The 14,339-nt window shown below is 65.6% G+C and carries 12 protein-coding genes; 7 read left to right on the forward strand and 5 right to left on the reverse strand.

The window, feature by feature from the left end:
* The first annotated feature begins 135 nt into the window (after positions 1 to 135).
* Entirely contained in the window at positions 136 to 1,173 is a 1,038-nt protein-coding gene (locus WB785_RS10195; protein ID WP_424078882.1) for an aldo/keto reductase, read from the forward strand.
* A 32-nt stretch (positions 1,174 to 1,205) separates the two neighbouring features.
* On the opposite strand, the gene WB785_RS10200 is transcribed toward WB785_RS10195, so the two are convergent.
* Positions 1,206 to 2,786, reverse strand: coding sequence for a gamma-glutamyltransferase family protein (locus WB785_RS10200; protein WP_424078884.1), 1,581 nt, complete (start codon positions 2,784 to 2,786; stop codon positions 1,206 to 1,208).
* A gap of 3 nt (positions 2,787 to 2,789) precedes the next feature.
* Positions 2,790 to 4,331: a FadD7 family fatty acid--CoA ligase gene (locus WB785_RS10205; RefSeq protein WP_424078885.1), complete on the reverse strand. Its 1,542-nt coding sequence runs from the start codon at positions 4,329 to 4,331 to the stop codon at positions 2,790 to 2,792.
* A 57-nt stretch (positions 4,332 to 4,388) separates the two neighbouring features.
* Here WB785_RS10205 and oxc point away from each other — a divergent pair, with 57 nt between their 5' ends.
* Together oxc and WB785_RS10215 are read left to right on the forward strand one after the other, a co-directional pair.
* The gene (gene oxc / locus WB785_RS10210) at positions 4,389 to 6,092 is read left to right on the forward strand and encodes an oxalyl-CoA decarboxylase (protein WP_424078887.1); all 1,704 of its coding nucleotides are present in this window, start codon (positions 4,389 to 4,391) and stop codon (positions 6,090 to 6,092) included.
* Positions 6,093 to 6,179: 87 nt separating this feature from the next.
* Positions 6,180 to 7,355: a thiolase family protein gene (locus tag WB785_RS10215; protein WP_424078888.1), complete on the forward strand. Its 1,176-nt coding sequence runs from the start codon at positions 6,180 to 6,182 to the stop codon at positions 7,353 to 7,355.
* On the opposite strand, the gene WB785_RS10220 is transcribed toward WB785_RS10215, so the two are convergent.
* Positions 7,352 to 8,059: a TetR/AcrR family transcriptional regulator C-terminal domain-containing protein gene (locus WB785_RS10220; protein WP_424078899.1), complete on the reverse strand. Its 708-nt coding sequence runs from the start codon at positions 8,057 to 8,059 to the stop codon at positions 7,352 to 7,354. The genes WB785_RS10215 and WB785_RS10220 overlap by 4 nt on opposite strands.
* 66 nt (positions 8,060 to 8,125) lie before the next feature.
* Positions 8,126 to 9,034: an alpha/beta hydrolase-fold protein gene (locus WB785_RS10225; protein ID WP_424078889.1), complete on the reverse strand. Its 909-nt coding sequence runs from the start codon at positions 9,032 to 9,034 to the stop codon at positions 8,126 to 8,128.
* A gap of 84 nt (positions 9,035 to 9,118) precedes the next feature.
* Between WB785_RS10225 and WB785_RS10230 the strand changes: the two genes are divergently transcribed.
* Entirely contained in the window at positions 9,119 to 9,739 is a 621-nt protein-coding gene (locus WB785_RS10230; protein ID WP_424078890.1) for a TetR/AcrR family transcriptional regulator, read from the forward strand.
* Between the two features lie 2 nt (positions 9,740 to 9,741).
* Here the strand turns inward: WB785_RS10230 and WB785_RS10235 are convergent, their stop codons facing one another.
* Positions 9,742 to 10,599, reverse strand: a complete 858-nt coding sequence (locus tag WB785_RS10235) for a DUF429 domain-containing protein (RefSeq protein ID WP_424078892.1) — start codon at positions 10,597 to 10,599, stop codon at positions 9,742 to 9,744.
* 53 nt (positions 10,600 to 10,652) lie between these two features.
* Between WB785_RS10235 and purB the strand changes: the two genes are divergently transcribed.
* From purB to WB785_RS10250, 3 genes are all read left to right on the forward strand, one after another.
* Positions 10,653 to 12,083: an adenylosuccinate lyase gene (gene purB / locus WB785_RS10240; protein ID WP_424078894.1), complete on the forward strand. Its 1,431-nt coding sequence runs from the start codon at positions 10,653 to 10,655 to the stop codon at positions 12,081 to 12,083.
* Positions 12,080 to 13,318, forward strand: a complete 1,239-nt coding sequence (locus tag WB785_RS10245) for a cytochrome P450 (RefSeq protein ID WP_424078895.1) — start codon at positions 12,080 to 12,082, stop codon at positions 13,316 to 13,318. Before purB ends, WB785_RS10245 begins: the two co-directional genes overlap by 4 nt.
* Positions 13,319 to 13,323: 5 nt before the next feature.
* Positions 13,324 to 14,339 (forward strand): tellurite resistance/C4-dicarboxylate transporter family protein (locus WB785_RS10250; RefSeq protein ID WP_424078897.1); only part of this gene is annotated, 1,016 nt, incomplete at its 3' end.

A 14,339-nucleotide genomic window follows, 5' to 3' on the forward strand; every position in this document is an offset into this window, starting at 1 on the left:
GCCCAGCAGTCAGCCCGACCTCGGCCGGGGCCAGCGCCTCTCGGCGGCCCCGCAGGAAGTCGGCCAACGCGTCGCGGTCCATTCGGCCATCCTGGCCCACTCGCACCCGGTGTGCCAGGGATCGCCAGTCCCAGGATGCACGGGTCCCTGGTGCCGACCACAGCCGCGGTACACGCTGAACCCGTGAAGACGAATACCTTGGGAACGCTCGGAAAGACGTCGGCGATCGGCCTCGGCCTCATGGGCATGAGCGATGCGTACGGACCTACCGACCGCGCTGAAAGCATCGCTACCATCCATGCCGCACTCGACGCCGGCATCACGCTGCTCGACACCGGTGACTTCTACGGCATGGGCCACAACGAGATGCTGCTGCGCGAGGCCCTCGACGGCCGCGACCGCGAGCAGGTGCAGATCAGCGTCAAGTTCGGTGCTCAGCGCTCACCGGAAGGTGCATTTCTTGGGTTCGACGGGCGCCCGACGGCGGTGAAGACCTCGCTGGCTTACTCGCTGCGTCGACTGGGCACTGACTACATCGACGTCTACCGGCCCGCCCGGCTGGACCCGCAGGTCCCGATCGAAGATACCGTCGGTGCGATCAAGGAGATGATCGATACGGGTTACGTCCGCTATCTCGGGCTGTCCGAAGTCGGCTCGGAGACGATTAGAAGGGCCCAGGCGGTGCACCCGATCAGCGATCTGCAGATTGAGTACTCGCTGATATCCCGCGGCGTCGAAGCCGAAATACTCTCCACTCTGCGCGAATTCGGCATCGGCGTCACCGCCTACGGGGTGCTGTCGCGTGGCTTGATCAGTGGGCACTGGTCGCCCGACAGCGGCGGCCCCGGCGACTTCCGCTCACATCACCCGCGTTTCAGCGGCGACAACCTCGACCGCAATCTCGGCCTCGTCGAGCAGCTACGCGAGGTGGCGGCAGAACTCGGCATCTCAGTGGCGCAGGTCGCGATCGCCTGGGTGACAGCCCAGGGTGATGACATCGTGCCGCTGGTAGGCGCGCGCACTCGCCAGCGGCTGGCCGAGGCGCTGGGCGCTGCAGACGTCGAACTGACCGATGACCAGCTTGTCGCGATCGAACTCGCGGTACCCAAGGGCGCCGCTGCCGGTGACCGGTACGACGCCGCGCAAATGGCGATGCTCGACAGCGAGCGCTGACGGCTGATCGATATAACCGGTTCAACGCATCCTTAGAAACCCGCGGCTAGGCCGTCGCGGCGAGGGTCGCTCACGGCGAGATATCCATCGTCGAGCCGCCAGATCGCCTGGCAGCTGCCGAACTGGTTGTCGTCGTCCGTAGTGACCAACTCATGGCCGCGCCGCTCGAGCTCGTCGAGCGTCGACGGCGGAAAGCCAGCCTCGCAGCACACCTGCAAGCCCTGCACCCACCGAAAGCGTGGACCGTCGCAGGCCGCCTGCGGGTTCTGGCCGTGGTCGACGATGCGGGACACCACCTGCACGTGGCCTTGGGGCTGCATCGGGCCGCCCATCACCCCGAAGCTCATCACCGGCGCGCCGCCCTTAGTCAGAAAGCCGGGGATGATGGTGTGGTACGGCCGTTTGTTCGGCCCGACCTGGTTCGGATGTCCCGGTGTCACAACGAAATCCGCGCCGCGGTTTTGCAACGAGATCCCGGTGCCCGGTACCACCACGCCGGAGCCGAACCCCATGTAGTTCGACTGGATCATCGACACCATCACTCCCGAGGCGTCGGCGGCGGTGAGATACACGGTGCCCCTGCGCGGTGTCCCGGCGGGCATCGGCTTCGCCCGGTCGCGGTCGATCAGCATCGCGCGCTCCCGCAGATAATCCTTGTCCAGCAACCGTTCCGGGCGCACCGCCATGTGGTCAACGTCGCCGACGTAGGCCTGCGCGTCGGCAAAAGCGAGTTTCACCGCTTCGATTTGCAGATGCAGGCTGTCGGCGGAGTCCACTGGAAACGAGGCCATGTCGAACTCTTCGAGGATGCCCAGCGCGATCAACGCGACGATGCCCTGACCGTTGGGCGGAATTTCGTGGACGGTGTACCCGCGGTAGTCGCCGCCCAACGTCCCCACCCAGTCGGCACGATGTGCGGCGAGATCACTGGCCCGCATGGCGCCGCCGTTGGCCGTTGCGTGGGATTCAAGCTTCGCCGCCAGTTCGCCGCGATAGAACGCATCGCCGTTGGTTGCCGCGATCATCTCCAGCGTCGCCGCATGGTCGGCCAGGGCGACGAGTTCGCCGGGCTTCGGCGCCCTACCTCCGGGCATGAATACCTCAGCAAACCCGGGCTGGGACTTGAAGGCCGGGACCATTGCGGCCCATTGCTGTGCGATCGTCGGCGAAACCAGAAACCCGTTGCGGCCGTAGGAGATCGCGGGTTGGAAAAGCCGATCGAACGAAAGCTTGCCGAACTTGGCGTGCAGTTCAACCCACGCCGACACGGCGCCGGGCACGGTCACCGAATTCCAGCCCACCGCGGGAACAGCGTTGCCGCCGAAGTACTCTGGCGTCCACGCCGCCGGGGAACGCCCCGACGCGTTCAATCCGTGCAGCGCTCGGCCATCCCAGACGATCGCGAAGGCGTCCGACCCGATGCCGTTGGAGACCGGTTCCACCACCGTAAGGGCGATCGCGGTGGCGATGGCCGCGTCGACCGCGCTACCGCCATCGGCCAGCATCCGAAGACCCGCCTGGGCGGCCAGCGGCTGTGTTGTGCACACGACGTTGCTTGCCAGCACCGGCTTTCGCGGCCAGGCGTACGGCAGGTCCCAATCGAATGGCTGCACCGGTCAATCGCCTTTCCCGAACTTTTCGGCCACAGCTCGGCGGTCCACCGAACCTTTTGCGGTGTGCGGAAGCTCGTCGGTCAGTGCGATGCCGGCGGGCACCTCGAATGCGGCCAGCCGCTCCCGGGCGAACGCGGTGATTTCGGCAACGGTCGGCGGGGCGTCCTGATCGGGCACCACCGCGGCACCCACCGTCTCCCCGTAAAGCTCATCCGCAACACCGAAGACGGCTGCCTCTAACACCTTCGGATGAGCGGCCAGCACGGTTTCGACTCGCTCCGGCGATATCTTCTCTCCGCCACGGTTGATGAGTTCTTTGATGCGGCCACGCAGCGTCAGCTCTCCGGTCTCCGACAGCGAGCCCAGATCGCCGGTGTGCAGCCATCCGTCGGTGAACGTTTGCTCGGTTGCGCTGGGATTGGCCAGATATCCGCGCACGACAGTGGGGCCGCGGACCCAGATTTCTCCGACGGCATCCGGCGGGCAGGGGCGGCCGTCGTCGCCGACGATCTGCACGTGCACTCCCGTCGACTGGCCGATAAGACCGGCTGTCACCGTCTCGTCCTGGCTAGTGCTTGCGATCTGGTGGGTCGCCTCGGTCATGCCGTAGGCGGACCGCACCGACGCCCCGAACGTCGCCTGCAACGCTTCGGCCGTTTCCGGGTTCAGCGCCGCGCTGCAACTACGGATGAAGCGCAGCCGGGCCCGTTCCGGATCCACGTCAATGCCCTTGCGGCCCAGCAGAATTTGGTGAATCGTCGGCACCGCCGTGAACCAAGTTGCGCGAGCCGCGCGAACGTCGTCATCGAACGTGTGCGCGGAAAACCGCCCGCCAGCGGGAATCAGCACAGTGCCCCCCGAGGCCAGAGTTGACAGCAACGCGGCTATCAGCCCGTGCCCGTGGAACAACGGCATCACCGCGACGGTTGCGTCATCGGCCCCAAGCGCATAGCTGGCGACAACGTTGCCGACTGAGGTCGCGACATTGTGGTGGGTCCACGGAACCATCTTGGGGGCGCCGGTGGTGCCGCCGGTGAACATGATCAGCGCATCGTCTTCTGGCCGCAGTCCGTCCGGTCCGGCGCTCGCGGGGGCAGGCGCCGCCGCGGTGTCGACATATGCGCAGACCGCGTCCCCGTGCATCGTCACCGAGATCGGCCAATGCGGCAGCGCTCCGGTTTCGCCCGCCGCGTCGCCGTCGACCAAGACGACACGCCCGCCGGCGGCGGTGATCCGGGCATGCTGGTCGGCAAGCGGCAGCGCGGGATCCAACGGGACCACGACAAGCTCCGCGCGCGAAGCCGCCAGTAATCCGACAACGAATTCGGCGCTGCTGGGTGCCCGCAGGCCCACCCGGTCGCCGGCTACCAGGCCACCCTGGCTCAGCTGCCCGGCCACATCGTCTACCAATCGCACCAGGTCGCGGTAAGTGATCGGGATGCGGTCGGCGGTGACGACCAGCGCATGCGCCTCCGACTGGCGACTTGCCGTCGCCGCGAGGAGATCGGCGATACGCGGGCTCGAAGCAGTCTTGTGGTCGGTCATGCTTCACACGATGCCGGGACGTCGCGCAGTCGTCCAATATCCGTACGCTAAAGCGCGATGAGCACTGAATCGGCACTTCCCGAGCTGACCGACGGCTTCCACGTGTTCGTCGACGCCCTCAAGCTCAACGGCGTCGAGACCATCTACGGCCTTGTCGGCATCCCGATCACCGATCTCGCGCGCCTCGCGCAGCAATCAGGGATCCGGTTCATCGGTTTCCGCCATGAGACGTCCGCCGGCAACGCCGCTGCCGCCGCCGGGTTCCTCACCCGACGGCCCGGCGTCTGCTTGACTGTCTCGGCGCCCGGTTTTCTCAACGGCCTGGTTGCGCTGGCCAACGCCACGACGAACTGTTTCCCGATGATCCAGATCGCGGGATCCAGCGAGCGGCACCTGGTGGACATGCAACGTGGCGACTACGAGGAACTCGATCAGCTCGCGGCGGCCCGACCGTTCGCGAAGGCGGCGTATCGGATCGGCCGGGTGGAGGACATCGGCCTGGGTATCGCCCGCGCCATCCGCACCGCGACCTCCGGACGGCCAGGCGGTGTCTATCTCGACATTCCGGGCGCCGTGCTCGCACAAGCCATCGATACGCAGACGGCGGCCAACACCATCTGGCGGGTCGTCGACCCCGATCCAGCTCAACTGCCGGCGACCGAGGCGGTCGATCGTGCTTTGCAGTTACTGGCTGCCGCGCAGCGGCCGCTGATCATCCTCGGCAAAGGGGCGGCATATGCCCAGGCCGACAACGTGATTCAGAAGTTCGTGCAAACCAGCGGGATTCCGTATCTGCCGATGTCGATGGCCAAGGGCCTGCTGCCCGACACCCACCCGCAGTCGGTGGCGGCGGCACGCTCGCTGGCGCTGGCCCGCGCAGACGTAGTCATGCTGATCGGAGCCCGGCTGAACTGGCTGCTGGGTCATGGCGCGTCGCCGCCGTGGTCAGCAGATGCGAAATTCATTCAGATCGATGTTGCAGCAGCCGAATTCGACAGCAACCGTCCGATCGCCGCACCGCTGGCCGGCGACATCGGTTCGGTGATGTCGGCGTTGCTCGATCGCATGGACGCTCATCCGATCGTCGCACCGACCGCGTGGACCGGTGAACTCGCAGAGCGTCGCTCGCACAACGACGCGGTGATGCGCAAACGCTTGGCCGAAGATCCGCACCCGATGCGCTTCCACAATGCGTTGCGTGCGGTTCGCGATGTGCTACAACAGCATCCGGAGGTATATCTGGTCAACGAGGGCGCCAACGCGTTGGACGTCGCCCGCAACGTGATCGACATGCCGCTGCCGCGCCACCGGCTCGACAGCGGCACCTGGGGTGTGATGGGCATCGGCATGGGCTACGCCATCGCCGCCGCGGTGGAGACCGGCCAACCGGTGGTGGCAATCGAGGGCGACAGCGCGTTTGGTTTCAGCGGCATGGAATTCGAGACGATCTGCCGCTACCGGCTGCCGATCACCGTCGTCATCCTCAACAACGGCGGCGTCTACCGGGGTGACGAGACTTCCGGCACCGAGCCTGCGCCGACCGTGCTGAGTCGCCATGCTCGCCACGAGTTGATCGCCGAGGCTTTCGGCGGCAAGGGGTATCACGTCACCACCGCCGCCGAACTCCAATCCGCCCTGACCGACGCGCTGGCATCCCACGGGCCAGCGATCGTCGACTGCGAGCTCGACCCGGCCGCGGGTGTGGAGAGCGGGCACCTGACCAGCCTCAACCCGAAAAGCGCAACCAAACCCAGCACCTAGGGGCCGATATCGTCGTCGCTACGGTAGCTGATACGATTGACACTTCAACGTACTTTTGTAAGCCCCCGACCCCCCGAAGGTTGACCCATGCCGAAGCCCGTCATCGTCAGTGCTGTCCGGACCGCCATCGGGACGTCGTTCAAAGGCTCGTTGGTCAACACTCCACCCGAGATCCTCGCCACGACCATCCTGCAAGAAGCAGTCCGACGAGCCGGAGTCGAGACGGCCGATATCGACGATGTGATCTTCGCCGAATCCCACTACGGTGGAGGCGATCTCGCGCGTTACGCGGCGGCGTCCTCAGGCATGGTTTCGGTGCCAGGCCAAGCCGTCAACCGGCATTGTGCGGGCAGCCTCACCGCGGTAGCCAATGCGGCCGCGCAGATCGGTTCTGGCGTGGAGCGTGTGGTCGTCGGCGGCGGAGTGCAGTCGTTGTCGATGACCCCGCTGATGAAGCAACGCATCCCGGGGCCGACCCTGGAGTTCGTAGACCAGTGGCTCCCGCCCACCCATGTCGAGGCACCCGACGCGCCGACCCGCGACATGTCGATCACAGTCGGGTGGAACACCGCCCAGGCTGTCGGGATCAGCCGTGAAGAGATGGATGCGTGGGCGTTGCGGTCGCACCAGCGTGCGATCGCCGCGATCGACAACGGCGCTTTTCTCGATGAGATCGTCCCGCTGAAAATTCAAGGCCCCGATGATGCGCTGGTGGACTTCAGCGTTGACGAACATCCGCGGCGTGAAACCAGCATGGAGAAGCTGGCGTCGCTGAAAGTGCTGCATCCCGAGATCGACGGGTTTTCCATCACCGCCGGCAACAGCAGCGGCACGAACGACGCCGCGGCCGCGCTGACCTTGGTCGACGCTGACTTCGCCCGATCTGCCGGGCTGGGGGTGCTGGGCTCGGTCAAGACGTGGGCCTCGGCCGGCGTCGAACCACGCGACACCGGTCTCGGCGCGGTGCGGGTGATCGGCAAGGTGCTGGACCGGGCGGGTCTGGCCCCCGCCGACGTCACGCTGTGGGAGATCAACGAGGCGTTCGCCTCGGTGCCGATCGCTGCGTGCCGCGAGTATGGGCTCGACGAGGATCGGGTCAACGTCTACGGCAGTGGGTGCAGCTTGGGCCACCCGATCGCGGCCTCGGGTGCGCGGATGCTCACCACGCTGGTGCATGAATTGGGCCGCCGCGGTGGCGGGATCGGTGTGGCAGCGATGTGCGCGGGCGGCGGCCAGGGCGGCGCCGTCATCGTCGAGGTCTAACCGGCTTCCTGACGCGCGGCAATCAGCCGGCTTGCGTGCTCGAGAATGCAGTTCAGGCCGTATTCGAAGTTGATGTCGTCGGCGACGCCGATCCGATGACCTTTCTCGGTCAGTTCGGCGATCAGCGGCATGGTCTCGGCATCGATGACCGACGCTCCGTCACGGCGATCCGGTTGCGCCCCGCCGGACTTGTCTTGCAGCCGTTCCAAAACCGCCGCACCCTGGGTGTGCACCGAGATGCTGGCGTAGGTATCGAAAGCATCCTCGGGCGATAGGCCCGCCTCCACGAGAGTCGCTACCGCTTTTTCCAGCTTTTGGAAGGCGGCCTGCGTTGCCTCGCGGCCGAAGGTGCCGCGGATCAGGATCAGATCGCACAAGATCGGATTGCTGCGGAAGGTCTGGCGCATCTTTTGAGCGTGATTGCGTAGTGAGTCCCGCCAATCCTGGCCCTCGACAAACGGTGTCGCGAAGTCGTACTGGCCCAAGGCCCGATCGGTCATCGCGTTGAGCAGATCGTCTTTCTTGCGGAAGTACCAGTAAATGCTCGTCACGCCGACGTCGAGGTGCTTGGCCAACAGCGGCATGCTCAAACCGTCAACCGATACTTCCGTGGCTACTTCAAACGCGCCATTGATGATTTCGTCGACGCTGATCGATCCGCGTTGACGGCGCTGGCGCTTGTCTGCGACCGTCTGCCTGGCCAATTCGGGTACCTTCCGATAGTTCGAACGCATTATCGTATCAAATATCGTAAGGCTTCTGGTAAAGGCTCACGCGGTTAGCAGCGGCGCCATCCAGGTCAATTCGGCGGGCAGCTGCGAGCTCCAGAACGATGCGTCGTGTCCGCCAGGCGAGAACCCGCCCGCCGGCGGGTTGGGCAGCCCAGCCACGAACTGCTTTGTCGCGCCGTAGAACGGATCGCCATTGCCGCAGTCGACCCTGATCGGGATCGACGCCAACGCAGGCATGCCGAATACCGAATTGGCCGCGAAATCGCCGGGGCCGTCGAATGCGCCCGGCGCGGCTGCCCCGGACGATAGCCACAGCGCGGGGCTCACCGCGCAGATCGCGGCAGTGCGGGGCGCTCCGAGCCGGCCGCCGAGCAACAGTGCGCCGTAGCCGCCCATCGACCAGCCCAGAAAAGCGACCCGCGAGGTGTCGAGGCCCTTGGTGTCCAGCATCGGGATGAGCTCGTTCAACACCATGGCACCCGAATCTTCGCCGGAAGCCCTTTTGTGCCAATAACTTCCGCCTCCGTCGACGGCGACCACCGCGAATGGCGGTAGGCCGGCCGCGACGGCCTGGGCCAATCCTTGTTCGACGCTGCCGTCCATCACGGTGGCGGCGCTACTTCCTTTGCCGTGCAACGCGATCACAGGCCGCAGGGGCTTGGTTTGACCGGGCGGTCGGGCGATCGCCCAATTGGTGGCTATCCCGCCGCGTGCCGTCGACACGAACGAGCCGGTCACCATCGTCGGGGCCGCGGCCGGCGCAGGGACCGGATCCAGCGGCGGGCGCGGCGCCAGCGGAACGTCGGTGCCAGCCATGGTCACCGGCGTCGTCAGCGGGGCTCGAGCAGGCGGCAGCCTATCCAGCGCGTAAGCGCCCAGGGCTCCCATCGCCGCGCCGGCGCCAAAGCGCAACACGGCACGACGACTCAGATCTGGCATGCCCGACATCTTAAAGCGAGGCCACTTCACATCAGATATGGCGTTTGTGTGAAAGGGCTATGCGGCACCAGGCTGACTGGCACCATGTCGTAGGTGACTGCAGCTGTCACTCCCAAGGGAGAACGTCGACGGTACGCGCTGGTCAGCGCCGCCGCCGAGCTGCTGTGCGAAGGCGGATTCGAGGCGGTTCGGCACCGCGCCGTCGCCCGCCGGGCGGGCCTTCCGCTCGCCTCGACCACCTATTACTTCTCTAGTCTCGACGACCTCATCTGCAGCGCGGTCGCCCACATCGGAATGATGGAGGTCGCGCAGCTGCGGGCCGAGGTCGCCGCCCTGTCCCGCCGGCGTCGCGGCCCCGAGACGACCGCTGACCTACTGGTCGACCTGCTGGTCGGCAGTGAGTCCGGCCCGCGTCTTATCGAGCAGCTGATTTCGCGCTATGAGCGCTACATCGCCTGTGCCCGGCAGCCCGCTTTACGCGACATCCAGCGCCGCAACCTGCATCAGCGCGCCGACGCCATCTCCGAGGTGATCGAGCGGTCGGGCCGCTCGGTGCGGCTGGAGTTGGTTGCGGCGCTGATTTACGCGGTCGACGGCGCGGTGTTTTCCGCGTTGGTCGACGATCGCGAGGATCCTCGTATCGTCGCGCGGGCGACGATGATCGACATCATCGACTCGTTGGCGCCGTTCGACCAGCACACCGTCCAGATCTGACGCTAGCGGTCGAGTTGCCGACGGATCTCGGTCAACCCGCGTTGGGCTTCATCGAGCAGTGCGGAAAGCTGCGCGAGCCGCTCACGCAACTCGTCGGTGCCGGGCTGTGCGGCCACACGACGGCGCGGCGCGGGCGCCAAATCCGGGGGCACCGTCGGTGTGATGATGTAGCCGCTCGCAAAGTCGCCATATACGGTCACGTCTTCCGGCCGGTGATACCAATACAGCGCGACATATGCGCACAGCACGGCGTCGACGGGATCCTCGTCTCGATCCAGCTGTGCAGGACGAGTCGCGGCGGCAACCCGTCTGCGTAGCTCCACCCAAGACACGTTGTGGTTCACCCGCAGCCGCGGCGTCGCCTTGTCGAGTCCCTCGATCAGCGTCATCAACTGCAGCAACTCATGTTGACGAACCTCGAACGGGCCCCGCTTGTACTTGAGGGTCTTCTCCAGGCCGAACAACACGATGGTCGCCGGGTGTGGGTATACCTCGATCGCCCGCCGGGGTGAACTCGACAGCGGATCCATGTCGAGGGTGAGTGCCGTCGCGATCCGGGCGCCACGCGGGTCGACGAATTCGGGCTTTGCGGCGTTCGCTGGATGCGCTCCCGCTTCGAACCTGTGGAAGTCGTGATTGAGCGCGGTCTCGCACGGCCGGCAGCCGGTCAGATTCCTCACGATCAGCGGCGCGTCGATGGCCACCAGGCAGTCGTCGCTGACATACGGCGACACCGCGGCCTCGATACTCGCGTCGTCCTGCGCGGCACCCACATATAGAAGCCGGCCGTCGGAATCGATGACCGCGACACCGGTGCTGTTCTTCTCGCCCCAGGCGAGATCGAGCCCAACGAAGTGCATGGGGCTACTGTGCCTGATCCGCCGTCGTAGTGGCGCCGTTAAGCTGTGTGTTTGTGACCATCCCGAATGTGCTGGCCAACCGCTACGCCAGCGCCGAGATGGTGGCGATCTGGTCGCCGGAGGCCAAGGTCGTCGCCGAGCGGCAGCTCTGGTTGGCGGTGCTGCGTGCGCAGGCGGAGCTGGGCGTAGCAGGTGGTCCAGTGATCCCCGAGGCCGCCATCGCCGACTACGAACGGGTGCTCGACGACGTCGACCTGGCCTCTATCGCGGCCCGCGAGCGGGTGCTGCGACACGATGTCAAGGCCCGCATCGAGGAATTCAACGCGCTGGCCGGCCACGAACAAGTGCACAAAGGGATGACCAGCCGCGACCTGACCGAGAACGTCGAGCAGCTGCAGATTCGGCGATCGCTGGAATTGGTGTTCGCCCACGGCGTGGCAGTGGTGGCGCGAATGGCCGAGCGTGCGGTCACCTACCGCGACCTGGTGATGGCCGGACGTAGCCACAACGTCGCGGCACAAGCCACCACGTTGGGCAAACGGTTCGCCTCGGCGGCGCAGGAGACCCTGCTGGCGTTGACCAGACTGCGCGAACTGATCGACCGCTACCCGTTGCGTGGCATCAAAGGTCCGATGGGCACCGCCCAGGACATGCTTGATCTGCTCGGCGGTGACGTGGCCAACCTCGCCGAATTCGAACGACGCATCGCCGACTTCCTCGGATTCACAACAATTTTGACCAGTGTCGGCCAGGTATACCCGCGTTCGATGGACCACGAAGTGGTGTCCGCTCTGGTCCAACTGGGCGCCGGGCCGTCGTCACTGGCGCACACGATCCGGCTGATGGCCGGCCACGACCTCGTCACCGAGGGATTCGCGCCGGGGCAGGTCGGCTCGTCGGCGATGCCGCACAAGATGAACACCCGCAGTTGCGAGCGGGTCAACGGGTTGCAGGTGGTGTTGCGAGGCTACGCGTCGATGGCTGCTGAATTGGCCGGCGCGCAGTGGAACGAGGGCGACGTGTTCTGCTCAGTGGTGCGTCGAGTTGCGTTGCCGGACAGCTTCTTCGCTGTCGACGGGCAGATCGAGACGATGCTGACTGTGCTTGACGAGTTTGGTGCATATCCTGCCGTGATAGCGCGCGAGCTGGACCGCTACCTGCCGTTCCTGGCCACCACCAAGGTTCTGATGGCGGCGGTGCGCGCCGGAATGGGCCGCGAAGCCGCCCACGAGGTGATCAAAGAACACGCGGTGGCCACCGCGCTGGCGATGCGCGAACGTGGTGCCGAGCCCGACCTCCTCGACCGGCTGGCGGCCGATTTGCGACTGCCGCTGGACCGGGCGGCGCTGGACGCCGCGCTGGCCGACAAGCAGGTGTTCATCGGCGCCGCCGGCGACCAGGTCGACGCGGTGGTCGCAGGAGTGGACGCGCTGGTCGGCCGCTACCCGGACGCGGCCAAGTACACCCCGGGCGCGATCCTGTGACTCTCGCCGGCGCCCTCGCGGAAATCGACTTCACCGATCTGGACAACTTCGCCAACGGATTTCCGCACGAGCTGTTCGCTGTCCACCGCCGAGAAGCACCGGTCTACTGGCATCAGCCGACCGAGCACACCCCCGACGGAGAAGGCTTCTGGTCGGTCGCAACCTACGCGGAAACGCTTGCGGTGCTGAAAGATCCGGTGACGTTCTCTTCAGTCACCGGCGGCGGTCGGCCTTTCGGCGGCACACTGTTGCAGGACCTGTCCATCGCGGGCCAAGTGCTCAACATGATGGACGATCCGCGGCATTCGCAGATTCGCCGACTGGTCAGCTCCGGGCTGACGCCACGGATGATCCGCCTCGTCGAGGATGATCTTCGCGCCCGGACCCGTCGGCTGCTAGATGGCGTGGTGCCGGGCGAGGCGTTCGACTTTCTGGTCGACATCGCGGCCGAATTACCGATGCAGATGATCTGCATACTGTTGGGAGTGCCGGAGTCCGAACGGCATTGGTTGTTCGAGGCCATCGAGCCGCAATTCGACTTCGGCGGCTCGCGCAAGGCGTCCCTGTCGCAGCTCTCGGTCGAGGAGGCCGGCTCGCGCATGTACTCCTACGGCCAGGAGTTGATCGCATCCAAACGTGCTGAGCCGACCGACGATATGCTGTCGGTCGTCGCGAATGCGATGCTTGACGACACAACCACATCGGCCATGTCCGATCTTGAGCTGTATCTGTTTTTCAGTCTGCTGTTCAGCGCCGGTGCGGAGACCACCCGAAACGCGGTCGGCGGTGGGTTGCTGGCACTGGCGGAACATCCGGAGCAATTACGCACGCTGCGCGAGGATCTCGACATGCTGCCGACGGCGGTCGAGGAGATCATCAGGTGGACGTCGCCGTCGCCGTCCAAGCGGCGCACCGCCACCCGCACCGCCACGATCGGCGATGCGTCGATCGAGGCCGGCCAGAAGGTCCAGATTTGGGAAGGCTCGGCCAACCGGGACGACAGCGTCTTCGACCGGGCCGACGAGTTCGACATCGCCCGTAAACCCAACCCACACTTAGGTTTCGGTCAGGGTGTGCACTATTGCCTGGGCGCCAATCTGGCTCGGCTGGAACTGCGAGTGCTGTTCGAGGAGCTGTTTTCGCGTTTTGACGCTGTGCGGGTCGTGCGGCCCGTCGAATGGACGCGCAGCAACCGCCATACCGGTATCCGACACATGGTCGTCGAATTACGCTGAGGTTTGTGAATCTTCGGTCCGCCGATATCGAACCGCCGCCGGACGTATTCGCCGCGGTGATGGCGACCGGAATCGTGTCGATCGGCGCGCGTGACCACCACTACTTCACGCTCAGCGACGCACTGGGCGGCCTGGCATCACTCAGCCTTGGTGCACTTGTCGTCGCAGTCATTGCCGCCGCAGCTGCCAGAAGACAAAAGCTGTTCTGGGACTTGGCCGATCCTGACATCGCCCTACGGTTGTTCACATTTGTTGCCGCGTGCGCTGTGCTGGACACCAGGCTGTCGTTCAACCTTGCGATGCTGCGGGTACTCGGCGTGCTTGCGCTATTGGCGTGGCTGGTGCTGATTGTGCTTACCGCTCGCAACATGTCGGCACACCGCTGGTCGGCGCTGCGCGACCACGCCCACGGTGCCTGGGAGCTCGCCAGCGTAGGGACATCCGGGCTAGTGATCGTGATGAGCGAGGTTTCCCGTCACACCGGCCACCGTTGGTGGTTGCTCGCTGCGCTGCCCATCTGGTGGGCGGCGATCGGTATTTACGCGCTGATGACTTGGCTAATCCTGTGGCGCGCAGTTGTTGAACGACGCGACCGAGACGGGTTCGCGCCTGACTCGTGGATCATGATGGGTGCGCTCGCTATTGGGACGCTGGCCGGCGATGAGTTGCATCAACAATTTTCCGGGTCACTGGCCGCAGCCGTGCGGACTATCACGATCGTCACCTGGGTGGCCGCAACGTTGTGGATACCGCCGCTGATCTACTTCGGGCTGCACCGCATCACCCAACGTCCCGATGTCCTGCAGTTCACCGGTGCGTGGTGGTCGCTGGTGTTTCCGCTGGGCATGTACTCGGTGGCCACCGAAGCCATGGCCGCCGAGGTGAGTATGCGGTCGCTGCATACGATTTCGCTGGTTTTCTTCTGGGATGCCTTCGCGGTTTGGCTGATTGTCGTGGTCGCCGGGCTGATGCGGTTGCGCCACGCGCTCGGCCGGCAACGCGGGCCATCCGGCCTTAGCGA

Source organism: Mycobacterium sp. (genome assembly GCF_049585075.1).
GTDB lineage: Bacteria > Actinomycetota > Actinomycetes > Mycobacteriales > Mycobacteriaceae > Mycobacterium.

What these genes read in the sequence shown, in the direction of transcription:
- WB785_RS10195 (WP_424078882.1), top strand. Translation starts at nt 136, where the DNA reads ATGCACGGGTCCCTGGTGCCGACCACAGCCGCGGTACACGCTGAACCC.
- WB785_RS10225 (WP_424078889.1), bottom strand. Translation starts at nt 9,034, where the DNA reads ATGTCGGGCATGCCAGATCTGAGTCGTCGTGCCGTGTTGCGCTTTGGC.
- oxc (WP_424078887.1), top strand. Translation starts at nt 4,389, where the DNA reads ATGAGCACTGAATCGGCACTTCCCGAGCTGACCGACGGCTTCCACGTG.
- WB785_RS10205 (WP_424078885.1), bottom strand. Translation starts at nt 4,331, where the DNA reads ATGACCGACCACAAGACTGCTTCGAGCCCGCGTATCGCCGATCTCCTC.
- WB785_RS10215 (WP_424078888.1), top strand. Translation starts at nt 6,180, where the DNA reads ATGCCGAAGCCCGTCATCGTCAGTGCTGTCCGGACCGCCATCGGGACG.
- WB785_RS10235 (WP_424078892.1), bottom strand. Translation starts at nt 10,599, where the DNA reads ATGCACTTCGTTGGGCTCGATCTCGCCTGGGGCGAGAAGAACAGCACC.